We start from the raw sequence: 23,360 nt of genomic DNA on the forward strand, positions 1-23,360 counted from the left end.
TGCATTAACAATGTAAGCCGATGCATTAACAATGTAAGCCGATGCATTAACAATGTAAGCCGATGCATTAACAATGCAAGCCGACGCATTAACATTGTCGGGTATTGCCAAATTTAATTCGTTACGAATTAATGAAATGCTGTACTTAGTTAAGAAATAACTCTTGTGGGCTTGGGCATCCTGCCTTAATCTAGGACAAGTGAAACACCCATCCCACAAGCAAATCAGGACTGTGAAGAATTGAATTGCCCGACGCTTCACCTTTGAGGGTAAACAATATGACCATAGCTACGACAAGCGAAGATCACAATGCGGGACACGAAGAACATCCAGATTTAAGAGTTTGGGGGCTGTTGACGTTCCTCGCTTCTGAATCTTTGATGTTTGGGGGATTTTTTGCCACTTATCTATTTTTCCGAGGTACTACAGCAGTTTGGCCTCCAGAAGGAAGTGAAGTAGAACTACTCGTACCAACGATTAACACCATTATTCTGGTGTCTAGTAGTTTCGTGATTCACTTCGGTGATACGGCGATTAAAAAGAATAACGTCAAAGGAATGCAACTGTGGTACGCAATTACCGCAATCATGGGAGCAATTTTCTTAGGTGGTCAGGTTTATGAGTATTCAACTTTAGGATACGGACTGACTACCAACGTCTTCGCCAACTGCTTTTATATCATGACAGGGTTCCACGGTTTGCACGTTTTTGTGGGACTGTTATTGATATTACGCGCATTGTGGCGATCGCGTCTTCCCGGTGAATATTCTGCAACCAATCATACTTTCATCGAAATGACAGAAATTTACTGGCACTTCGTAGACATTATTTGGATTGTTTTATTCACCTTGGTGTACGTTCTTACTTTGTTTTAAAGGGGAGTGGGGAGTAGGGAGTAGGGAGTGGTGAATATTCCTACTTCCTACTTTCTATTGCTATTCTTGTCTTTGCCTTAGTATACGTTCTCACTTTGTTTTAAATAGGGTATGTAGCACTCCCTCATCTCCCCCACTCCCCATTCCCTACTCCCCAATAAATTTATTATGCAAGCTAATACAAACAAATTCTCATGGTTCCAGGTTCCAGAGGACATCAAAAATTTATTAATTCTAGCTGCACAAAGTTGGGAGAATACATCAGAATCTGAAAAGTATATTCAACAAGCTTTAGCCGAAACTGGTGAAAACACAGATATCTTGGTAGCAGCATATAGATATTTCTATTATAAAAATAATTATTTTCTTGCTTTGCAAACAACAGTTAAATTATTAGATAAAATTAAAGAGGAAGAGAAATTTCCTGATGACTGGGAGCAACTTAAGCCTATATTAGTCAATCGCAAAGAAGACCCACAAATTCGATTGTACTTAAATGCTTATGCCGCTTCTGGATTAGTACTAGCAAATTTAGGAGAAATTGAGCAAGCAAAAGAAATCAGCACCAAAGTCAAAGAAATAGACGAAAAGAATGATTTCGGAGCCGGAATTCTCCTAGATATTTTGACACGTCCAGCAGAAGAAGATGATTAATTAGTCAAGAATCAAGGTGAACAATCATGAACAATTGGTTATCTACTACATCGTATTCCTCTTACTCCCTCTTGGGAGCAGGTACTAATAGTAACTCTATCATTCCTCCTATTAACGTACCTACTAAAGTTGACGTAGGCAGTCTTCCTAATGTCTCTCCAATCATTGTCCTCCAATCTTATCAGCTATCAATTTGAAAGTTATGAAAGGTAAGGATTGGCTGCTAACGAAGGACGGTCAGTATCAAGCCTGTAAATCTGTGAGAGCATGGGATTTATTGAGAGAAAATTACCGCCTTTATCGGTTTTTAACTGAGGTGGAAGATGTTCTCAATAGCGTTGACGATGAAGCCAGTCGTCTACCAGAACTTCAGATGCTCGTAAGGCGCTTGATAGTAAATTCTTACTGGGTACAAAGTCAGTATTTAGAGCCTTCGCCCAAAACGGGAACCTCTGTTTCACTCCTATACGATGAATTGGGTTTTCCGTTGACAGTGCAAACAGTAACATTTGCACCGGGAACCCGATCAACCATTCATAATCATGGGACATGGGGAATAGTAGCGGTGTTAAAAGGTCAGGAAAAAAACACTTTTTGGCAACGCACCCATAGCCCAGAATTTCAGGACAAAATTGAACCTACGGGAGAGGTAACTCTATTTCCAGGGGATATTATCAGCTTCGTTCCCGATGCAATTCACAGTGTAGAAGCAGTGGGTGATGAACCAACTGTGACTTTTAATGTTTATGGCGAAACTGATCCGAAAGAGAGATTTGAGTTTGACTCAGTTACCGATAAGGCTAGGAATTTTTAATTAGGAATCGTCAGCATTAATTTCATAGGTTCGTAATTGGTGCTTTAGCATTAAAGCGCCAACTACAAACAATTCAGTAATTAGGAGGTAGTTAAATGGCAAGAGTAATTTTCTATAGCAAACCAGGCTGTCAAGGTGGTACTAAGCAAAAAGTTTTGCTAACAGCTGCTGGTCATGAGGTGATACCATACAACCTGCTAACAGAACCTTGGACAGTTGAACGTTTGCGTTCATTCTTTGGCGATCACCCCGTAGCCGAATGGTTTAATCCTTCCTCCCCAAAGATAAAATCTGGTGAAATAGTTCCTGAAAAAATCGATGCAGAAACCGCTTTGCAGTTGATGTTGAGAGAGCCACTGTTAATTCGCCGTCCTTTGTTAGAAATAGGCGATGCCTCCGGCGGGCAAAGCCTACGCCGCGAGGTAGGATTCGATGTACAAAAGATTGATACTTGGATTGGCTTAAAGCCTGCGGATGAGTCTTTGCGAGAAATGAGCGAAAACCTGATGAACCAGGATTTGCAAAATTGCGCCCACGGTAACGATAGTGGTCAGAAACAGCATAATCAGCAGGGTGGCTGTAATCACGGTCACGGTTCTCAACAACACGAAAAGCAAGGCAACTGTAAACATTAGTACAGGATTTTTACAGTGATGTAATCTGTTAAAACCTGAGTTATATCATGTCCGCTTGATTGCTTATTAAATCCGAAGAACCCCGCCAAAGCTATGCTTTGTCTCCCCTCCCCGCTTGCAGGGTGGGGTTCTTGTATTATGGGTATTGAATTTGAGACGCGACAATGGTCTAAAGTATCAACATACAACTTTGGAGCGAATTAGTATTTGTAACATTGGAGGCAAAAATATGCTTATTTTTACCTCCAATGTTACAAAGCTAAACTTGCATGGGCATATATATTAAGAATACTTATATAGAGGCGATCGAGATGTATGATCAGGCGATCGCACTTGCCAAAGAAAATGAGTATATCAACGAAGAAGCGATCGCTCACGAACTCGCTGCCAAATTCTATTTGTCATGGGGTAAAGAAACGATTGGCCGCACCTACATGATAGATGCTTACTATGCTTATAGGCATTGGGGTGCGATCGCTAAAGTAAAAGATTTAGAACGGCTTGTGATCGCTTGACTTTTAAGACAGTGGCTACGCTTTTTAATAGCGATGTTATACTGCGTATTTGTGACTTAATATATAGTTAGCTTGGCGATGAAAACCGTCCTCTTTGACTTAGACGATACTCTGATCCGCCATAACGATGCAATTAGAGGTGCATCTGAGGAACTATTCGCGCAGGTTTTGCCTGGACGAAGCCAAGACTGTAACGAATTTGTAGAGAAATGGATATCAGCTAATGCTTCATGGTATCGCAAATTCTACGACGGTCAGGTAAGTTTTCAGGAGTCAGGACGGGGGAAGTTGCGAGAGTCATTTAGTGAATATGGATGTGTATTTTCCGATAGGACGGCTGATGCTCTGCTGTTGGAGTACTGGGAGCGTTATGTTGGGTTGTGCCAGTTGTTCGATGATGTCCTGGAATGCCTTGGGATATTAAACGAGTATAAGGTTGGAGTCATTACAAATGGTCAAGAGGCTCAACAGATTAACAAACTCAAACGCTGTGGTATTTTTTCAAAATTCGATGTCGTTGTCACATCCCAAAGAGCAGGAGCGGCAAAACCATCGGCAGAGATATTTGTACACGCGTGTGAGGAGCTTAGAGAATTTCCATCAGATTGCATCTACATTGGGGATAACTTGAAGTTGGATGCCATCGCTGCAACAAAAGCTGGAATGCTGGGAGTGTGGCTTGAGCGTGAACAGAAAACTTCCGAGATTGACTTATATGATGGGGACAAGATTAATAGTCTTTTACAAATACCGATGCTATTGGCAAAGCTAACAAGGGACTTGCATCGAATGAAGTCCTAGAGTCAAATGAGAAGGACAGAGAGATTCGTTACTCTCTTGTCCCCCTTATTTCATTAACGCACTCCGGCAGTTTCTAAAGACAAATCTTGAAACATGGGTGTGCTGAGGTAACGTTCACCAAAGGAAGGTTGAATCATCACGATTAAACGTCCGGCATTTTCTTTTCGTTTACCTACTTGGATTGCAGCATACAAAGCTGCACCAGAGGATATCCCAGATAATAAGCCTTCTTCTTTTGCCAAACGTCGTCCATAAGCGATCGCTTGTTCATCGCTAACTCTAATTACTTCATCAACCAATTCTTGGCGAAGAACATCGGGGATAAATCCGGCACCAATACCTTGAATTTTATGTGGCCCGGCTTCACCGCCTGAGAGAACTGGGCTGTTGCTGGGTTCAACTGCGATCGCTTTAAAAGTCTTCTTACGCTGTTTAAGTACTTCTGCAACCCCAGTAATCGTTCCACCAGTACCTACCCCAGCAATGACGATATCCACTTCTCCGTCTGTATCTGCCCAAATTTCTTCGGCGGTGGTTTCCTGGTGAACTTTAGGATTGGCAGGGTTGCGGAACTGTTGCAACATAAAAGCATCCTTTGTATTAGCCACAATTTCTTCGGCTTTGCGAATAGCTCCCCGCATTCCCTCAACGCCTGGCGTCAATTCTAAAGAAGCACCATAAGCCCTGAGCATAGCCCGTCGTTCTTGGCTCATCGTCTCTGGCATTGTCAAAATCAAACGGTAGCCACGCGCTGCTGCTACCATCGCTAGAGCAATACCTGTATTACCGGAGGTAGGCTCAACTAAAATCGTCTTTCCAGGGGAAATTGAGCCAGCAGCTTCTGCTGAGAGTACCATACTTAACCCAATGCGGTCTTTCACCGAAGCCGCTGGGTTCATCCCTTCTAATTTGACAACTATCCTTGCTACTACTCCCTCAGCTTGAGGAATCTTGTTCAGTTGAACTAAAGGAGTTCGTCCAATCAGTTCTGTTATGTCTTGAGCAATTCGCATTATTTAACTCCTAAAATCCTAAATCTTAGTACAGAGTATTTACTTGTAACAATAAGCTTTCGTGTATTTAATTTGCAGTTTGGTATCAATGAGTGCATATACTATGTATTCTAACTCAACCACAAAATCTAAAAGTTTAGGAAGAACCTTTATCAGATGTTCGTTCTCATTGATTCTTACTTCAACAGAGGGCTAGCTTGCAATACTTATATTTTACCATTTGGAATTGCTAACTATTGCTTTTTGGGCAGAATTCTGTATATATGCATAATTTTTACCATTATTTTCAATATTTTCTATTTTTTATAGAAATACAATTTACTTTCCAAACATTTAATTGTTTTTTCTAAATTATTAGTCTATCTTTATCAAAAGATATTGATATTTCTTTTGAGTGCAGTTTTTGTCTTCCAAAAAATGCATCATAAACAGTCTTTAATCCTTGCCTACACTGCTTTGAGGTTGAGTACAGAAATACCAGAACCCCACCTCGTAAACACTAGAACCCCGTCCTAAAAACACTAGCACCCATACCCCAATTAATTTTTGTAAGGCATATCAGACAAGGATTACAGGTTTTGAGTACTATTCTAATGAATTTAATAATCTTAACGGGGCTAGGGTAAACTGTTTTGTGGAGAGCGGCTGATATAAATCGTATAGGATTTACGCAGAGATTCCCCTCTACCCCCCAACATTCCTGAGCGAAAGCTTAGTGAACTAGGGGGGACTTCTTAATCTCTCTTTTGAAAGGAAGATGAAATCACATTCTCTGAATCTGAGTGTGTTATTTCTGACTGATTAATCCTACGTTTTGTGAAAAGGTTGGTAACTTTTCAGTGGTCAGTAGTCAGTGGTAATTATAAAAATGACTGGCAGCTAACAATTGTAAAACTACCATTTACACATATTTTAATATCAAACCTGTTTGAAAAGTAGAAATATATAGCTACTTTCAATAAACAGCAAAAGATATTTTCTTGCTGAGTGCATACTACCTAGCAAGGGAGAGCCGAGATGAAAGCCAAACTTTTAAATCTTCTCACAGTTTGCGTAGTTACCTTAGTAGTGCTTTCTCCAGGAGTAGTAGTATTTGGCATAGTTTGGGAACGACATTTGGAGTTAGTAAAATCCCAGAATTTAGCCTGCGAAGTTAATAAGACTAGTAGAGATGCTCCTATGTTGGCTCCCCGGACAGAGAGTACACATTCCCCTCAGACTAGCATCAAATCCTCTGACCGTAATGTGATTCATCAAATGCTGACTGTTGCTGAACAATATAAATTTGCCACGATCCTACAATGGTTCTTCTTGCTAACCCCTATTTGTGTTGGGTTAGGGATTCTTTTTTACGACAGATATCTTGTTCATCGTGCTGCTGTTTTAAAAGAACAAGTTGAAATGTTGGAAAGGCTGTGGCAGCACAGTATCGAACAGTAACCAATTCACAATTAACTCACTAAAATCAACAAAATTACTATGTCAGAACAACGCCAACAACTGTATTTCAATCTGATTGATGAACTACTGAAATGTCCTAATGGTCAGGAACCAGAAGTTTTGGAAAGTAAACCAGAATTGATTGATTCTGGATTTGTAGAGGCAATGCTACAAGTAGCAACTATGTTTGCCCATGAAGGCAATCAAGATGGTGCTAAGTTTTTATTTTTTGTAGCGCGTGAGCTAGCTAAAGAACTGGGTTTATACCCGGAAATTTCCAATCCTGAAGTTGCAAACACTGAAGCCGCAAATAAGGAGTGAAAATGTTGTTGACTTCAACGGATGCAGGACAAATAGCTTTAGAACTGCTGATGGCAGATTGGAATATTTCAGAAGAGAATAGAGAGTGGTTTACAATCTTTAACTCTCGTCTGATTGGCGAGAGTTGGTACACTGTGGAATTAGGTGTAGAAGGATTTCCCGATAGATGGTTTATTCAAGTATATGACAATGGAGTGTGTGATCCAAACTACACATTTATATCACCAATCCGTAGTTCTGAAAGATTTACCGACTTTGTAAATGTGCCGGATATTGTAGCAGAAGTCTTAGTTTGTGAACGCAATGCTCGATAATAATTAAAAAGACAAAATTTAGAATTCAATATTAAGATATGCTATTTAAATGCATTTTCTTTGAATTCATAATTTTCGATATTAGAGTATTTGGGAGCATCTCACCTTTGCAAATATACGTGTGATTAGAAATGGCGGTTAATCTTGCAAACAAAGTTCGCCTACACGCGTACTAGTAGGTTGGGTTGAGGAACGTAGACCCGAAGGGGCTTCCCGTAGGGTAACCCAACATTTCCGAGGCTTTGTTGGGTTCCGCTTTGCTTAACCCAACCTACAATTTTCCACGAAGCCAAGCGTATTGTCGTATAGCTACGAATTTTATTTGCCAAGCCTAGGAGTATTCAAACCAATATTTTCATAATTTATTCAATATAAAGATGCTTTATGCAAAGCTGAGGTGATACTAAACAATGTATGCCTCATTTTTTTGTAATATTTAATATTTTATTTAAGCCTGTTAGGCTATTTTGTAATGTTTAATTGATAAAATTATGTTATATTAAATAGCGTGATGGACGCTACAGAAATATCAGTTCCAATGATTGCTGAAGATATCTTAGCCAAAGAATTCACAAGAGTCCTCAACCACTACTACCCAAAAGTTGGAGAATTACTAGACGGGTGTTATGTGAAAGTCATCACCTGTTTTTGGGGACGACCTGCTAGACGCTTGCAATATATAGGAATTTATTGCTCTGACGAAATGATTTCCTGTGTGCAAGCCCACAAAGAAATACTCAGAGAAGTAGCAGACAACATGGGTCTAGTACAAGTAGTCTGCATGAATGCCAAACGATTATTGCGCGACCCGATGTCGAACGTCAAACACAACAACCCACGTCTATGGTTGGAGTTGCAGTGGGTTGCAAATTAGTCTTTGATCGCATTAATGGAGAGGAGTAAAGGTGTTTGTAGTAAAAACTTTAGTCCTCAAATATTTAAGCACTTTAGTGCTTACTACGAACCTATCGACCACTAGAATAGCCAGCACAAAGTATTAACGCAAATAATGAAAACTGGAATTTTCTGCAATTACGATAATCATCACCAAGATGCTCGTCGTGCCATCTTTGAGCAAGTCGCGCTAGTAAAACAGGCAGAAAGTTTAGGTTTTGAGTCAGCCTGGGTGAGTGAGCATCATTTTAGTGAATCCAATCTCAGCCCTTCTATGTTGCTGTTAATGGCACATTTGGCGGGGCTGACTTCAACTATCCAATTAGGTACTGCGGCGGTGCTACTGCCATTCCATAACCCGATTCGGATAGCAGAAGATATCGCCACTCTGGATAACCTGTGCAATGGACGATTATTATTTGGGGTTGCTAAAGGCGGCCCCTTTCCCCAACAAAATAAGCATTTTGCGACACTCCCAAGTGAATCCCGTCCTAAAATGCTAGAGGCGATCGCACTGATTCACAAGCTTTTATATGAAACTGATGTATCATTTAATGGCAAGTATTATCAATGCGATCGCTTAACAATTTACCCAAAACCATTGCAGAGTCAAATACCAGTGTATGTTGCTACTGGCGGCGATGAGGGTATCGAGTTTGCTGCTAAACATTCTTTCAACTTGATGGGTGGGCCGCCATTCTCTCTACAGAGATTGAAGGATACTGTTGCTAAATATCGAGCCTTAAATTCTAGTGGTGCGGAAAATTTCGTGCTGGCACGCTTTTTTTATGTTGGCAAAACATTTGATGAGGCAGTGAGTGAGGCATTACCTTTCATCCGCCAATTTAGCAAGAAAATGACAGCTAATTCGGCTGAAGTATTGCAAAATAGTGCGAATCCCAACCAAAAACCATTTGATCGTACAAACATTTGTTTCGACGAAGATTATTTGATTGAGAATTCAATTATTGGTGATGTGGAGACTTGTCGAGACAAAATCAAGAAATTTCAGGACGAATTAAATTTAGGTACGTTAGCACTCAAACCCTCGTCTTCGGATATGCAAAAAAACCTGGAGAGTTTGACGCGCTACAACCAAGAGGTGCGAAATTATGTCTTCTAAACTATATCAGCTTCCTCCCGATGATTTACCTCCATCTGAGGTAACAAAAGAGGATGGAATGCTACAAATGGAGCTAGAACAGTCTACAGGTAGATGCTTTTATTTAGCCTGCGATCGCATTACGCGAGTACTGTTATCTAATTGTCAGTGGTATCTCACAACAAATGCTAGCATTCTAACATTAATTGTTGACTGCCCTGACTTAGTATCTTACTGGCATATAGTCAGCAATATTGCTCAGTTGGGTAATAGGTTAGAGCGGTTTGCTAGCAACGGTAAAATCCGCGTTTATCCGCCATTTGGCAAGGGGATGCCATTTGAAATCAGCGTAAATGAAATATCAGCTTATCGAGATTGGCTTTGAGGTAAATAGAAACTGGGAATCACACAAAATATAGCTGTCTTACACCCTGTACTCCTAAGTGCAGGGTGTTGCAATTTTAGAAGAGTTACAATATAGTATGTGTTTACTTTTTATGTCAGATAAATAGGTATTTAAGGCTGGATAAGTACCGTAATAAAGAGGTTTAAGAGGCTTGATTAATCACATCCGCCATGTATTCTAAATAGAGGTTAAGAATATGAATTACTTCTTCTGGCAGAAAGCGTTCTGAGAGCGCAGTGAAGCCTGGTAAGTCAGAGGTGAGGATAGTAATTTTGCGTCGTTCACCACCGAGTTTTAATCTTTTAGGGCTTTCTAACAAGTTAGCGACAACCGTATCACTTAAATATCGTCCGAAAACTTGGCGAATTAATTGGTTTCTTTTTTCTAATTCAGTATTGGTTTCTGCTAAATCTGTAGTTCATTCTCTAATTCGATGTTCTAAATTTCTCCCGTTTTCTCGAAGTTTCCCAACACCAAGTGTCAATCCTGAGAGTCCTAAGACTGACATACCGCCTAACATGGCGAAGGTTCCTTGGAGACTTTGGTTGGTTTTGGTGATTAAATTATCGAGAGATTGAGAAATTTCCCACGCTCCAGCAACATCTCCTACTTCCCAGTTTTTCTTTGGACTGGTGGGATCTGTGTTATGGCAAGTTACGCAACTTGATTTCATAAGGCTGGCTTGTGCATAACGCAAGGTGGTATATCCATTTCGCTTCTCAAGACGATAAAATTTTTGACGAGGATTTTCTTTCAAGAAGTTGAGTGCGTCCCGCTCAAATGCGTCTCTTGCTCCCCCTTTCGTTTTACGCCAAGGATATGGATAGTTACTGTACAGCCGTACAGACATTTCGGCATTTTTTTCACTAATTTGCTCACCAAGTTTGATCGCAAAAGTTGAGGGTAAGGGGATTGCGCCCTTGGTATTGAGGTAAGCGTGGGTGACGGTAATTCCAGGTACGGCTTTAGCTCGCTCTGCGGCTGCGGCACTGTAGAGGTCAAATGCTTGAGTCAATGATTGGATATTCAAGGCAGCATTTTGAAGCGCTTGGGATTCAATTAAGCTCGATGAAAGCGCAGACATATTATAAATTGCTATAGCGATCGCTCCACATAACATCAGTGTGAGTACAAGAGTAATTCTCTGCAACAGTAAGCGTAAAAGCGAGTCCCAAATTCGATTAATGACTGAACCATAAGCCTTGTGTAAAGAATTTGTAAAATGTAGAGTCCAAGCGATCGCTTTTAGTCCAGATGGGCAAATCCTCAGTAGCGCTAGTGAAGATGAAACAGTTCGTCTCTGGTCAGTTGATACAGGTGAATGTCTCAATATATTTCAGGGACACAGTAACAGTGTTTGGTCAGTTGCTTTTAGTCCAGAAGGTGATATTTTGGCAAGTAGCAGCTTAGATCAAACAGTGAGAATTTGGGATAGGCATACAGGGGTTTGCCTGAAAGTACTGCCTGTCCTGACTCATGCGATGCGATCGCATATCGCATTTGGTAACTCTACAAAACATTATGCGATCGCTAGCGGCAGCTAAAACGGAACTATTCAGATTTGGGATGCCCAAACGGGTGAATCTTTAAAAATACTCAATCCTGACAGACCCTATCAAGGAACCAATATTACAGGCGTAACAGGAATCACGACGGCTCAAAAAGATGTCCTCAAAGCCTTAGGTGCTTTCGATATTTGAGTCAGAAATTATATAAACAATAGCCGATGCAATTAAGGTGCAGGTCGATGCAATTAAGATGCAGGTCGATGCAATCAATGTGCAAGTCAATGCAATCAATGTGCAGGTCAATGCAATCAATGTGCAGGTCAATGCAATCAATGTGCATGTCGATGCAATCAATGTGCATGTCGATGCAATAAAGGTGCATGTCGATGCAATCAAGATGCAAGTCAAGAGAGTTACATGTCAATACAGTTTAGATAAGCCCAAAAGCCTCATGTAGAGACGCGAGTTATCGCGTCTTCAAAAATCAATCATCTACACCAATAACTTTTAACCCAAGCGTATTGGTTATAAGTACACCGTAGAGAGAGATAGAGAGAGGTTTTCCAAATACCGTACTTGTCCTCGTTGGCAATGATATTCTGACTGGTGGTACTGGTGCTGATCAGTTTGTCTTCAATTCTAAGCTTGAAGAACTTGACATTATCAAGGACTTCAGTAGGCTGGAAGGTGACAAGATTCAGATTTGTAAAATTGGATTTGGTATTACTGACTTCAGTGGTTTCAGCTACAATGACGCTACTGGTGCGTTGTTATTCCAAGGAACTCAATTTGCGACTCTTGAGAATAAGCCTGCTAATTTTGCAGTTAGTTTAGACATCCAGCTTATCTATAATTTTGGAGAAATTAGTATGACAAGTTCATAATTTGAACCCGACAAACTTACACCCGGAAATTATTTTTAACTTCCGGGTGTAATTTTTTTATTGTCAAGTGATTCATGACTGTATGGTAGGGTATGCTGCGATCGCTTTAGCATTTAGACAGGAAACGGTGTTGATAAGTTTGTTACCTTTTTAGTTAGCCACACATACCAATTCTCTAACCCTACGCCAGTAGTTGTGGAAACCTGAAAAACCTGAATTTGGGGATTCACCTGGATAGCATATTCTATGCATTTTTGAACATCAAAATCTACATAAGGTAGCAAATCAATTTTCGTGAGAATCATGATGTCACTAGCACGGAACATGTGGGGATATTTTAGCGGCTTATCTTCTCCCTCAGTGACGGAGAGAATCACGACTTTTGCATTTTCTCCCAAATCAAATAAAGCTGGACAAACCAAATTTCCGACATTTTCAATCATCACAACTGAGTTCAGTGGCGGATTCAGTTGTTGTAAACCCCTGTCTATCATTGATGCATCTAAATGACAGCCTGTTCCGGTATTGATTTGGATGACTTTAGAACCTGTTTCTTTAATTTTTTTGGCATCGTTAGCAGTTTCTTGGTCGCCTTCAATGACACTAATAGATAATTGATGCTTTAAATCATTGATTGTTCGCGTTAAAAGAGTTGTTTTACCAGCACCGGGAGAACTCATTAAATTTAAGGCGAGAATATTTCGACCTTTAAACCATCCCCGATTTTGAGCAGCTATCAAGTTATTTTTTGCCAAAATATCCTGCTCTAAGGATATCGTTGTGTTGTGTATTTTGGCATGAACTTGAGATGCTTCTATATGAGTGTCGTGAATGTGGGAATGATTGATAACAGTACCATCTGGTAAAGTGTGAGTATGATGATGGCTATTATGTTCAGTTTCACCTGTTTCTAGATTGGTAATTTTGGTTTCACCATCATCAGAACAACCGCAAGTTACACACATAATTCCTCTGTTTCTATTTCTTTAATTTTAAGTTCTTCACCAGTAATTAAATCTAATTGCACGCTACCGCAGTTACAGATACCAAATGGTTTATCTAAATAAATTTCTGCACCGCATTGGCGACATCGCCCTAATCCAGGAATTTCCAAAATTTCTAATGTCGCCCCTTCTAAAACTGTGCCTTGAGTACAAATATCAAAACAAAATCGAATAGCGTCGGGCATAATGGCTGAAAGTTTGCCAATTTCTAATAAAACTCGTTGTACTTTTGTGCCTTTGGCGTGTTCAGTCACAATTGCCACAATATTTTGGGTAATTCCAAGTTCGTGCATACTATAAAATCTATTAAATATTAACAAATTCGTGGCAATTGGTCGCCTACTAACATATCAACAATCCTTTCAGCACCAAAAACTGTTTTTAACAATACGATACCTGGGGGTGAAGGAATAACTTCGCCAATAATACAAGCATCTTTGCCTGCTGGGTGTAATTTCATAGCTGATAAAACAGTTTCTGCATATTTAGCTGCTACCACCACAACTAGCTTACCTTCATTAGCTAAATACAACGGGTCTAAACCGAGAATTTCGCAAACTCCATTGACTTCTTCCCGCACTGGGATAGATTCTTCAAAGAGACGGATTCCTACATTAGAACTGAGGGCAAATTCATTTAATACTGTAGCTAAACCACCGCGTGTAGCATCTCGCATAGCATGAACTTGAGGACATATATGGAGAATGGTTTCTACTAAACTATGCAACGCCTGACAATCACTTTCAATATTAGTGTCTAAAGCTAATTCCCCACGGGCAATTAAAATCGCTGCCCCATGATTGCCTATTTCACCATTAATTATTATTGCATCTCCAGGTTGAATATTGTGGGCGGAAATACTAACTCCTCGCGGGATGATACCAATACCAGCAGTATTAATGAAGAGTTTATCAGCAGCACCTCGATGTACAACTTTTGTGTCACCAGTAACAATTTGAACACCAGCTTTTGTTGCAGCTGCTTTCATGCTGGCTGCAACACGGCGCAAGGTTTCTACAGGTAATCCTTCTTCTAAAATTACGCTACAAGTTAGATATAAAGGTTTAGCACCACTGACTGCTAAATCATTAACTGTGCCGTTGACGGCTAATTCTCCTATGTCACTACCGGGGAAAAATAACGGGTCTACAACATAAGAATCTGTTGTAAATGCGAGTCTGTCTCCTTGTTGGAGAAGAGGGGTTAGGTTGAAGCTGGCTTGGTCTTCTAGTTGTGAGAGAATGGAGTTATCAAAATTGCTGACAAAGATATCGTCTATTAAATCACGCATGGCTTTACCACCGCTACCATGTGCAAGAGTTATATGAGTGTCTTGCACTTTATTTTGGCGACGGGGGACTTGTTCTATTTTTTGGAATAGGGGATTTTGGATTGGGTTTGTGGGGGAAATATTCATATTAAAATTTTTTTAAATGCATAGGCGGTTCGCCTTCCCGCAGGGTAGGGGCGCAGAGGGAAGCGCAGAGGTACGCAGAGTATTTAGTCTGAGGAGAAGCCGCAGGCGGGGAGAGGTTCTTGAGTTATTTTTGGTTTTTGGGCGATTGTTTTTTTGGCAATGCTGGAGAGTCGCCCATATTTGTAATAGGCTGCACAAGCGCCTTCGGAAGATACCATGCAAGTACCAATGGGTGTTTCTGGTGTGCAAGCTGTACCAAATACTTTGCATTCCCAAGGCTTTAAGACTCCTTTGAGAATTTCTCCACATTTACAAGCTTTATGGTCGGCTACTTTGAGGTTAGGAATGGTAAATTTAAGTTCGGCATCAAATTGAGCATATTCAGGTTGAATTTGTAATCCTGAATAGGGAATATCACCTAAGCCGCGCCAATCAAAACTATCTCGCACGCCGAAAACTTTATTTATGGCTTGTAAGGCTACTGTGTTTCCGCTTTTTTGGACAATTCGGTTATATTGGTTTTCGACTTCACAACGATTTTCTACTAGCTGTTGCAATAGCATCCAAATTGATTGGAGAATATCTAAGGGTTCAAATCCTGAGACAACTATTGGCTTATTATATTGTTGGGAAATAAATTCATAAGGGTCAGTTCCTATTACCATGCTGACATGACCAGGGCCAACAAATCCATCTAGTTGTAAGTCGGGATTATCTAATAGTGCTTTCAGGGCGGGAATCACAAGAACGTGATTGGAAAACATACTAAAGTTATGAATTTTTTCGGCTGCTGCTTGCAGAATGGTGAAGGCGGTGCTGGGGGCTGTGGTTTCAAAGCCTAATGCGAAGAAGACTACTTCTTTGTCGGGGTTATCTCTGGCAATTTGCAGGCTGTCTAAGGGAGAGTACACCATACGGATGTCTGCACCTTGTGCCCTGGCTTGCAGTAAACTCGTTTTGGAACCGGGAACTCGCATTGCGTCGCCAAAGGTGGCAAAAATGACGTTATGATTTTGGGAGATTGCGATCGCATCATCTAATCTCCCTTTTGGCATAACGCATACTGGACAACCAGGCCCATGAATTAGTTCAATGGCTTGGGGTAAAATTTCTTCGATACCATATTTAAAAATGGAATGGGTATGTCCGCCACATACTTCCATGATTTTGATGGGTTTTTCTAGACGGTTACATAATTTGGCGATTTCGCGGAGTATGGCTTCTGCTTTTTCAGGTTCGCGGAATTCATCAACATATTTCATAGGGATTGAGAAATAGTTTTTGGATATCAGTTAATTTCGCTTTCTTTACGGGGCATTTTTTTAACGAACTGCAAAGGCGCAAAGGGCGCGAAGAAACAAAGAAAGAAAGAAAGAAATTAAACTCTTTCTCTGCGCCTCTATGTGAGACAAGAAAAGTCTATTATTTAAGTACTAATCCCTGCTTGTGCTGCTGCTAGTTCTTGGAATAGTTGTAATGTTTCCGCCGCTTCTTGTTCATTAATTCGATTCATGGCAAAGCCAACATGTACTAATACCCAATCTCCAATACAAGCTTCGGGGGGATGTTGTTCATCTACTATACAAGCAATATTTACTTGGCGCTTAACACCACCAATGTTAACTATGGCTAATTTATGGTTAACGTCGGTAATTTCTATAATTTGTCCGGGAATTCCTAAGCACATTTTTATTTTTTAAGATAAATTAACCACAGAGGTAAGAGAGACGCAGAGAGAATTATTTGTAAGAACAATTTTGTCAAATATCAAGACTCATGTATTAATTGTGCGGCTGCAATCACTGCTTGTCCTAAAGATAATCCGCCGTCATTAGCTGGAACTAAGCTGTGAGTAAGTACTTTTATCTCCAATGTTTGTAATCCTTTGGTAACTTGCTCTAACAATATACAATTTTGAAATACTCCTCCTGTTAGGGCTACCTGAGAAATCAGATTTTCTTGAGAAAGATGTTTAACCATTTGGACAATCGCATTAGCTAAACCTTTGTGAAATTTGGCAGCCATAACTGATTGTGGAATCTGCTGCTGTAAGTCATGGAGCAATGCTTGCCACATTGGACGCGGGTCTATATAATAAATCCTATCTGAAAAGCTAAAGTTAAAAGGATAGATTAGCGTTTCTTTATCATTATTTAAGCTGCTAACATCTACTATAGCTTCCATTGCGATCGCAGCTTGTCCTTCATAGCTACATTCATCTCTATAAATACCGATAGCTGCTGCCACCGCATCGAACAACCGCCCTACGGAAGAGGTTAGAGGAGAGTTAATTCTTTTCTCAATAAGTTGATTGAGTAATTTAAGTGGCTTGTTTTTCAGAAATTTTACGATTTCTAAATCAGCGTACTGTTGTTGGCAATCATCCCAAAGGTTACCAGCTATCAGTTGAGCATAAGTATTACGCCAAGGCTGATAAATTGCTTGTTCACCACCAATCATTGCCACTGGTTTAAATGTTGCTAGTCGCTGAAATTTCCGATAATCTGCTAAAAGAAATTCTCCGCCCCAGAGTGTACCATCATCACCGTAACCTAAACCATCTAAAGCAATCCCTAATACCGGAGGCGTATCTAAAGGAATTCCATTTTCTAACATGCAAGCGGCGATATGGGCGTGATGATGTTGGATTTGATGAATTTTGATTTGGTTTGTATCTGCAAGTTCTTTACCAAGTTTGCTAGACAGGTATTCAGGATGTTTATCAATAGCGATTAATTCTGGTTTATGCTCAAATAAATTTAAGTATAAATTCAAAGTGTCTTCGTAAGCACTGAAAGCCGCAGCATTTTCTAAATCTCCCAGATGTTGAGAGATAATTGCTTCTCCTTCACGTAATAAGCAAAAGGTATTTTTTAACTCACTACCCATTGCTAAAATTTGCGGGACATTGTGAAATCCTGGTGGTAAACTAATTGGTGCTGGTGCATATCCTCTGGCACGGCGAATTATTCGGACTTTATCGCCGATAACTCTCACCACCGAATCATCTACCCGATTAATAATCTCTCGATTGTGAAAGAGAAAATAATCAGCGATTGTCCCTAATTTTTCTCTTGCTTCGTCATTATCAATACATTGTGGTTCATCAGCAAGATTGCCACTTGTTAAAACAATTGGGCGATTCATCCGCCGCAAAATTAAATGATGTAAGGGCGTATAAGCTAGCATGAAACCAAGGGTATTTTGCCCCGATGCTATTGATGGTGCTACTACTTTTTTACCTGTCGCTTGTAGTAAAACAATTGGTGCAGCAGAACTTGTCAATAATTCTTTTTCTTTGGCATTGACAGTGCAATACTGTTCAATTACCTCAATATTCCGCGCCATTAAAGCAAAGGGTTTATGATAGCGCTTTTTGCGCTGACGCAGTTTTTGTACAGCAGTTTCCTGAGTTGCATCGCAAGCCAGATGAATACCACCTAAGCCTTTAATTGCTATAATCTCACCCTTTTGCAACAAGGTACAAACGGCATCAACATCATCCAGCATGGAGAACATGGAAGCAGTAACCGATTTCCCATCGGCGCGTTCTAACCAAGCTGAAGGGCCGCAAGCATGGCAAGCTACAGGTTGGGCGTGAAAACGGCGGTTTTCGACATCGTGGTATTCCTTTGCACATTCTGAACATATAGCAAACGCAGACATACTGGTATTGCTTCTGTCATAGGGAATCGCACGAATAATACTCAAGCGGGGACCGCAATGAGTACAGTTAGTAAAGGGATAGCGATAAAAGCGGCTAAAGGGGTCGAATATTTCTTGTTGACATTGTGGACAAGTGGCTGCATCAGGAGTAATTTCTGTTTTAATGGCATTACTGACACTAGTAGAAATCACAAAATTATCAAATTTAAATTCACCTTTGTAAATAATTCTTGTTAATTGATTAATTTTTGCTAACGATGGACATTCTGTTTGCAATCTGGCAACAAATTCTGTTATTGCTGCCTCACTACCAGATACCCTAATTAATACACCTTGACCATCATTACAAACATCTCCATGCAAACCGCAAGCTTTAGCCAGACGATATACAGTAGGGCGAAATCCTACTCCTTGAACCGTACCGCGAACTCTAATTTCTTCAGTCGGCATAGTTAAACTGCCACAGCAATATTCGGTTATTTCCAGAATCAGCGATTATCGCCGTATTGCCACAAATTTTTATCCCGTAACACCAATTTAAGCTATCTCGTTTAGGCAATCCAAAATTACGATTTTCACCTTTACTTTGAAAATCTATTTGTCCTGCCAACCCATCTGCAATTACACCTTGCAGTGATAAAATTGATTCTGGCTTTCTCCATCCTAACAAACGAGAATTAGCAGTATCTGCAACTACCAACCAATTTCCAGCCACCCCTACACCATAAGGCATACTCAAGCTACTAGCACTAGGATAATAAATTCCTTGATTCATTTCCACAGAATCAAAGTTTTTTTGTCCTAAAACTACTGCACAAGGAGTATTATTTTCTGTTGGTATTCCCTGCCAAATCATTATTCGGTGATTACCTGCATCGCTGACAACCAGATTTTCTCCCCAAAAGGTGATGTCGTGACACCAACGCATACTCGCTGCGGTTGGAGAAGCACCGCCGTTTTCATTGCGAGATATCATATCTGGTTGTCCCAAAACTACATCAGCAGATTGGCCATTTTCTGTTGGTAATTGATGCCAGATTAATACCCTTCGATTACCAGTGTCAGCAATAAATAGCCGTCCTTGATAATAGAAAACACCATAGGGCCAGTGCATTGTACTGGCAGATGCTGCTTGATTTCCTCGATTTGGTTCATTATCGGTAAAATTAACTTGCCCTAACACCAAATCTGCTGGAACATTGTTATCTTCTGGTAAGCTGTTCCAAATCAAAACCCGATGATTCCAAGCATCTGCTACAGCTAATCCTTCGCCGCAAGCACAAATCCCTGTTGGTACACTTAAGGTTGCCCTTCCCGGTGTAGTTTTAGCATTTTGTCCTTCATGATAAAAGTCAGGTTGTCCAATTACCCAATCAGCCGATTCACTATCTCTAGTGGGTAAATTCTGCCATCCTAATAATCGATGATGTCCTGTATCTGATACCCATAATGGACCAGTTTCTGATAACAAACAAGCGCCACGAGGCCCAAACATTGTTGTGGCATTGGGTGCTACAGGTATGACTAATTGTTCTGCTTCAATAATATTACCTAAAATTACCTCCGCACCTTGAGGTGATAGAGGTAAAGATTGAGGATTTTCTATTGCTTCTAGCGGTAATTGTGATATGGGATTAATTATGATTGGGATATCCATGAACCGCAGATAGAGGCTGATAATTATTTAAAAACATTAATGTTGATTAGCATGTAACAACAGTAACGGTTTTGCATTATGCTTTTTTCAAATTCAGTTAAAAGCTCTAATCAACTTCTGTATTAATCAAGCTTAAAAAAATTAAAATAATTTTTGTAACTTTTGCTACATAGCGAATTTTTGTCATGAGTGCGCGATGTACTGAAATGAGAAAGCAAACTGGGGTTTGAGAAAGTAAAAGCTCATTTTGCTTGCGGAAAACACTAAAATGAGTAAGTCAAATGACCTTTTACTTGCGGAAAACACCAAAATAAATAAGTCAAATGACCTTTTGAGAAAGTAAAAGCTCATTTTGCTTGCGGAAAACACTAAAATTAGTAAGTTAAAGGTCATTTTGAGTAAGTCAAATGACCTTTTGCTTTCTTAAAAAACTAAAATAACTACCTGAATTACACAAATGAGAATAAATTCAGAGATATTGAGAAAGCATTCAGGCATTTTGCTTGCACAAAACACTAAGATGAATGCGCGAACTACTGAAATGAAAAAGTAAATTAGCAATGATTGACTAATTGCCAAGTATATTTGCTGAAATCTTATCTTCGCATCATCATTTTTGTAGTTTCACAAAAACCTTATCGTCTTTAACCTTGACTGGATACGACTGAAGCGAAACATCAGGAACGGTTAAGCATTTACCTGTCTCTAATTTATACTGAAATCCGTGGGCAGGACAGGTAATAATACCATTTTCAACTTTACCTTTTTCTAAGGGAAATCCTAGATGGGTACAAGCATTACGGTAAGATTTAACTGTAACGCCTTGACGATGTAAAATTAGTGAAGTACCAGCAAGTTGTACTGCCAATACACTAAATTCAGGAACTTGATCAATAGTCGCTACTTTGATCCAGGTAGAAGTTATTTTTGCAGAAAATGGACTAATTAAACCAGAATTCGCGTTGTTAACAGTAGGACTGCTATTGACCGCAACTACTTTTGTAATTTCAGGACAATGGTTTTTTATCGCCTGTTCTACTCCCTGAGATAAAGTCAAAGTAGAAGTCGGACAACTGCTGCAAGTTCCTATTAATCTAACTTCTACTGTATCTGGTGACTTAATTGCCACTAATTCTACATCCCCATTATGGCTTTTTAAACCTGGGCGAACTTCTTCAAGGGCTGTCTGAATACGTTGTGAAAGTGGAGGTTTCGGTGGTTTGACTAGTTCGTGATACAGTAGCACTGCATACACTACTTCATCTGCAACAGCATGGCGCAAAGCTGGCATTGATTCTTGTTTTAGGTTTTTAATTAAATTAGTCAATGCAGCTTTATGCAAAGCTTCGATTGCTCTTTTTAGACCTACTGCTACACACCTTTGGCTTTCATCCCACTCGGATATAATCGCCTCAAAGCGGTTAATTTCTTGAACTAATTCTTCAAGGTTTGTCATTAGTCATTGGTCATTAGTCATTGGACATTGGGGATTAGTTATTCATCAATGAAAACTCACTTCATTTTGAAGTCCTTGAGGAGAAATGGCATAATCATACCTGTCACTAAGCTAGATAATATTATTGGTAAGTAGAAGGGAATTGGGGCTTGTGCGAGTAACACTAATAGTAAGAAACCTATAGCAATACCAATAGTAGTTTGCTTGACAAAATACACTGGGTCACGTAGTAGCTTTCCTTTAAAAAATAACTTGGCTGAAAACCATCCTATCTCTAACATGTTGTCTCCTAATAATTTGTCAATAAATTTAAGGCAGCAAGCCCTAAGAAAATGGCGGGAATTACACCCGCCGGGGCAAATAATGCACCAAGCATTGCTGAAAACTGATAGCCTATATCTTTACCAGCTAGCAGCATTCCGCCAATTGCACCGCCAACCATAGACAAGGCTGTAGCGATGATTAACCACACAAATTCTGTGGCTATGTTTAGGTCACCATCTGCTAAACTTGTGATAAAATTTATCACATTAGAGTAGGTAAAAATATCTCTCATGCTGTTTTGTCCTGATTGTTAGGAATTAAGGGAGTAGGGAGTGGGGAGTGGGAAGATGAGGGAAAAAAAATAATTAACCTATCCCCTATTACCTATTTCCTATTCCCTGTTTCTGCTTCTACATCTTGTAGCGCTTGGGCTACTACCTCTGCTTGGGTAATTTGTTGGTATTTCGTAAAGATTTCTAAAGCGTCTTGATAATAGATACGCGCTTGCAAAAGATTTTGAGGATTACCAGCTTCTGGTTTTTCCTGGTCATCTGGTAAGTTGAATAGGGCGTTGGCTTTGTTGGAAATTGTGTTAGCGTATTCTAGGGGTGTATCTTTGGCGTTACGCACTTTTAGCGCTTCGTCATAAGCTGCGATCGCCCTTAAATTATTCTCTACAGGATGGGAACTCACTAAATATTGCAAAGCGTTACCTAAATTGTTTTGCAACATCGCATATTCTCTAGGATGGTCAATCAAATTAATATGCTTTAGTGCCACCTCAAATGATTGCACAGCTAACCCTTGACGCAAGTATTCCCGTTCCGATGCTAAGGGCATAGAAAGGTAAGCGATCGCAATATTGTTATACAAAATCGCGTATTCCTGGGGGTAATCTTCCCAGGTAAACACCCGCAACGCCTCATGATAAGCTTGGATGCTGTCGGTTATCCGCGCCAAATTGAACGGTACAAGCGACTGCAACACCAACCCAAAATTCATCTGCGTCTCTGCCACTTCCTCTGGAGAAGCTAATTGTTGTAAAATCGTTAGCGCTTCTTCATAACCTGCTTTCGCTTGCAGCAACAGTTGGTAATCAGCATCCGGTATTGCCTGTAACGTCCCTGCCATACCCACTTGGGCCCTGGCTTTCAGTAGGGGATACTCCTCACCACACATTTGATAGGCCCGGTAATATAACCCAACTGCATTTCGCAAGTCTTGGGCCGCTTTGGGCTTTTTTTGAAAACCCTGTGCTATCTCGATCAGCATCTGGATTTTTTCTTCTGCTGAGGCTGACTCTGAAGCAACAGCTGCGATCGCAGCCTTCACCGCTGAATCTGTAATGCTGGGGATCATAACTCTGCCGTACTCTAGCCTATTGGGAATTGAGTCTGTCAACACCCATGAATGATCAAGACACGCTTTATGTGTCTAATCACGGGCCATACCGATTTACGCAGGCTTCGAGTCCTTTAGGCGGAATTCCCCTTTTTTGTCTGAGATTAGGATTAGGGACTAGGGAAACAGTTGGCCCCATGCCCAATCAATTTGTTTACTATAAAACACCCTATTTCTAAAATTCTACTGGGGAATTGCTAATATTAATGTCAGCTTTAAACACCTAATATTTTTAAAATACTTTTTGTATCATCACCTGACACAATGCAAATATTCTTTATTGAATTGTTGACATACATATATCCAGTCTCTTCCCAAC

At 40.1% G+C, this 23,360-nt stretch carries 25 protein-coding genes and 2 pseudogenes; 14 read left to right on the forward strand and 13 right to left on the reverse strand.

The features are described 5' to 3' along the window. Window positions 1-278: 278 nt before the first annotated feature. The 6 genes and pseudogenes from ACFE90_RS09560 (at window position 279) to ACFE90_RS09585 (ending at window position 4,294) form a co-directional block, all read left to right on the forward strand. Window positions 279-875, forward strand: a complete 597-nt coding sequence (locus tag ACFE90_RS09560; RefSeq protein WP_375499890.1) for a heme-copper oxidase subunit III — start codon at window positions 279-281, stop codon at window positions 873-875. A 168-nt stretch (window positions 876-1,043) separates the two neighbouring features. Beyond that, the gene (locus tag ACFE90_RS09565; protein ID WP_375499892.1) at window positions 1,044-1,529 is read left to right on the forward strand and encodes a hypothetical protein; all 486 of its coding nucleotides are present in this window, start codon (window positions 1,044-1,046) and stop codon (window positions 1,527-1,529) included. Window positions 1,530-1,731: 202 nt separating this feature from the next. Continuing rightward, window positions 1,732-2,343 carry a cupin gene (locus ACFE90_RS09570; RefSeq protein WP_375499894.1) on the forward strand — a complete coding sequence of 204 codons (612 nt, stop codon included), beginning with the start codon at window positions 1,732-1,734 and terminating at the stop codon, window positions 2,341-2,343. Window positions 2,344-2,438: 95 nt separating this feature from the next. Then, a complete protein-coding gene (locus ACFE90_RS09575) occupies window positions 2,439-2,978 on the forward strand; it encodes a nitrogenase-associated protein (RefSeq protein ID WP_375499896.1) in 540 nt (179 codons plus the stop codon). Between the two features lie 293 nt (window positions 2,979-3,271). After that, window positions 3,272-3,478 (forward strand): annotated as a pseudogene (locus ACFE90_RS09580) (hypothetical protein); the annotation flags it as partial. Window positions 3,479-3,571: 93 nt separating this feature from the next. Further along, window positions 3,572-4,294, forward strand: coding sequence for an HAD family hydrolase (locus ACFE90_RS09585; protein ID WP_375499898.1), 723 nt, complete (start codon window positions 3,572-3,574; stop codon window positions 4,292-4,294). A 53-nt stretch (window positions 4,295-4,347) separates the two neighbouring features. Here the strand turns inward: ACFE90_RS09585 and cysK are convergent, their stop codons facing one another. Next, on the reverse strand, window positions 4,348-5,307 hold the full coding sequence (gene cysK, locus ACFE90_RS09590) for a cysteine synthase A (protein WP_375499900.1): 960 nt from the start codon (window positions 5,305-5,307) through the stop codon (window positions 4,348-4,350). 1,017 nt (window positions 5,308-6,324) lie between these two features. On the opposite strand from cysK, the gene ACFE90_RS09595 reads away from it, so the two are divergent. The 6 genes from ACFE90_RS09595 to ACFE90_RS09620 all read left to right on the forward strand — a co-directional run bounded on the left by ACFE90_RS09595 (window position 6,325) and on the right by ACFE90_RS09620 (window position 9,763). Then, window positions 6,325-6,747: a hypothetical protein gene (locus tag ACFE90_RS09595; RefSeq protein WP_375499902.1), complete on the forward strand. Its 423-nt coding sequence runs from the start codon at window positions 6,325-6,327 to the stop codon at window positions 6,745-6,747. Window positions 6,748-6,786: 39 nt separating this feature from the next. Beyond that, window positions 6,787-7,068 (forward strand): hypothetical protein, encoded by a 282-nt coding sequence (locus tag ACFE90_RS09600; protein ID WP_375499904.1) that lies wholly within the window; start codon window positions 6,787-6,789, stop codon window positions 7,066-7,068. Window positions 7,069-7,070: 2 nt separating this feature from the next. After that, window positions 7,071-7,382 carry a hypothetical protein gene (locus tag ACFE90_RS09605; RefSeq protein WP_375499906.1) on the forward strand — a complete coding sequence of 104 codons (312 nt, stop codon included), beginning with the start codon at window positions 7,071-7,073 and terminating at the stop codon, window positions 7,380-7,382. Between the two features lie 511 nt (window positions 7,383-7,893). Then, window positions 7,894-8,256, forward strand: coding sequence for a hypothetical protein (locus ACFE90_RS09610; protein ID WP_375499908.1), 363 nt, complete (start codon window positions 7,894-7,896; stop codon window positions 8,254-8,256). A 135-nt stretch (window positions 8,257-8,391) separates the two neighbouring features. Continuing rightward, on the forward strand, window positions 8,392-9,399 hold the full coding sequence (locus tag ACFE90_RS09615; protein ID WP_375499910.1) for an LLM class flavin-dependent oxidoreductase: 1,008 nt from the start codon (window positions 8,392-8,394) through the stop codon (window positions 9,397-9,399). Beyond that, window positions 9,389-9,763, forward strand: a complete 375-nt coding sequence (locus ACFE90_RS09620; protein ID WP_100900569.1) for a hypothetical protein — start codon at window positions 9,389-9,391, stop codon at window positions 9,761-9,763. The genes ACFE90_RS09615 and ACFE90_RS09620 overlap by 11 nt, the downstream gene beginning before the upstream one ends. 172 nt (window positions 9,764-9,935) lie before the next feature. On the opposite strand, the pseudogene ACFE90_RS09625 reads toward ACFE90_RS09620, so the two are convergent. Further along, window positions 9,936-11,024 (reverse strand): annotated as a pseudogene (locus tag ACFE90_RS09625) (DUF3365 domain-containing protein); the annotation flags it as partial. Between ACFE90_RS09625 and ACFE90_RS09630 the strand changes: the two are divergent. Together ACFE90_RS09630 and ACFE90_RS09635 are read left to right on the forward strand one after the other, a co-directional pair. Next, entirely contained in the window at window positions 10,987-11,328 is a 342-nt protein-coding gene (locus ACFE90_RS09630) for a WD40 repeat domain-containing protein (RefSeq protein ID WP_375499912.1), read from the forward strand. The pseudogene ACFE90_RS09625 and the gene ACFE90_RS09630 overlap by 38 nt on opposite strands. 193 nt (window positions 11,329-11,521) lie before the next feature. Then, the gene (locus tag ACFE90_RS09635; protein WP_375499914.1) at window positions 11,522-11,749 is read left to right on the forward strand and encodes a hypothetical protein; all 228 of its coding nucleotides are present in this window, start codon (window positions 11,522-11,524) and stop codon (window positions 11,747-11,749) included. Between the two features lie 540 nt (window positions 11,750-12,289). On the opposite strand, the gene hypB is transcribed toward ACFE90_RS09635, so the two are convergent. The 11 genes from hypB to ACFE90_RS09690 form a co-directional block, all read right to left on the reverse strand. Further along, complete coding sequence (hypB, locus tag ACFE90_RS09640) at window positions 12,290-13,141, reverse strand: hydrogenase nickel incorporation protein HypB (RefSeq protein WP_375499916.1); 852 nt, start codon at window positions 13,139-13,141, stop codon at window positions 12,290-12,292. After that, on the reverse strand, window positions 13,132-13,473 hold the full coding sequence (gene hypA / locus ACFE90_RS09645) for a hydrogenase maturation nickel metallochaperone HypA (RefSeq protein ID WP_375499918.1): 342 nt from the start codon (window positions 13,471-13,473) through the stop codon (window positions 13,132-13,134). The genes hypB and hypA overlap by 10 nt, the downstream gene beginning before the upstream one ends. 20 nt (window positions 13,474-13,493) lie before the next feature. Next, window positions 13,494-14,597, reverse strand: a complete 1,104-nt coding sequence (gene hypE, locus ACFE90_RS09650) for a hydrogenase expression/formation protein HypE (protein ID WP_375499920.1) — start codon at window positions 14,595-14,597, stop codon at window positions 13,494-13,496. Window positions 14,598-14,680: 83 nt separating this feature from the next. Further along, the gene (hypD, locus tag ACFE90_RS09655; protein ID WP_375499922.1) at window positions 14,681-15,859 is read right to left on the reverse strand and encodes a hydrogenase formation protein HypD; all 1,179 of its coding nucleotides are present in this window, start codon (window positions 15,857-15,859) and stop codon (window positions 14,681-14,683) included. 164 nt (window positions 15,860-16,023) lie between these two features. Then, the gene (locus ACFE90_RS09660) at window positions 16,024-16,284 is read right to left on the reverse strand and encodes a HypC/HybG/HupF family hydrogenase formation chaperone (protein ID WP_334773304.1); all 261 of its coding nucleotides are present in this window, start codon (window positions 16,282-16,284) and stop codon (window positions 16,024-16,026) included. 80 nt (window positions 16,285-16,364) lie between these two features. Beyond that, the gene (gene hypF / locus ACFE90_RS09665; protein ID WP_375499924.1) at window positions 16,365-18,713 is read right to left on the reverse strand and encodes a carbamoyltransferase HypF; all 2,349 of its coding nucleotides are present in this window, start codon (window positions 18,711-18,713) and stop codon (window positions 16,365-16,367) included. Further along, a complete protein-coding gene (locus tag ACFE90_RS09670) occupies window positions 18,703-19,920 on the reverse strand; it encodes a hypothetical protein (RefSeq protein WP_375499926.1) in 1,218 nt (405 codons plus the stop codon). The genes hypF and ACFE90_RS09670 overlap by 11 nt, the downstream gene beginning before the upstream one ends. Window positions 19,921-20,530: 610 nt before the next feature. Beyond that, window positions 20,531-21,376, reverse strand: a complete 846-nt coding sequence (locus ACFE90_RS09675; protein WP_375499928.1) for a NifU family protein — start codon at window positions 21,374-21,376, stop codon at window positions 20,531-20,533. Window positions 21,377-21,432: 56 nt separating this feature from the next. Then, a complete protein-coding gene (locus ACFE90_RS09680; protein WP_229561040.1) occupies window positions 21,433-21,657 on the reverse strand; it encodes a hypothetical protein in 225 nt (74 codons plus the stop codon). Between the two features lie 8 nt (window positions 21,658-21,665). After that, window positions 21,666-21,932 (reverse strand): hypothetical protein, encoded by a 267-nt coding sequence (locus ACFE90_RS09685; RefSeq protein WP_375499930.1) that lies wholly within the window; start codon window positions 21,930-21,932, stop codon window positions 21,666-21,668. Window positions 21,933-22,024: 92 nt separating this feature from the next. Continuing rightward, window positions 22,025-22,999: a hypothetical protein gene (locus ACFE90_RS09690; RefSeq protein WP_375499946.1), complete on the reverse strand. Its 975-nt coding sequence runs from the start codon at window positions 22,997-22,999 to the stop codon at window positions 22,025-22,027. Window positions 23,000-23,360 lie beyond the last annotated feature (361 nt).

The organism is uncultured Nostoc sp., assembly GCF_964245445.1.
In the GTDB taxonomy this organism is placed as follows: domain Bacteria; phylum Cyanobacteriota; class Cyanobacteriia; order Cyanobacteriales; family Nostocaceae; genus Nostoc.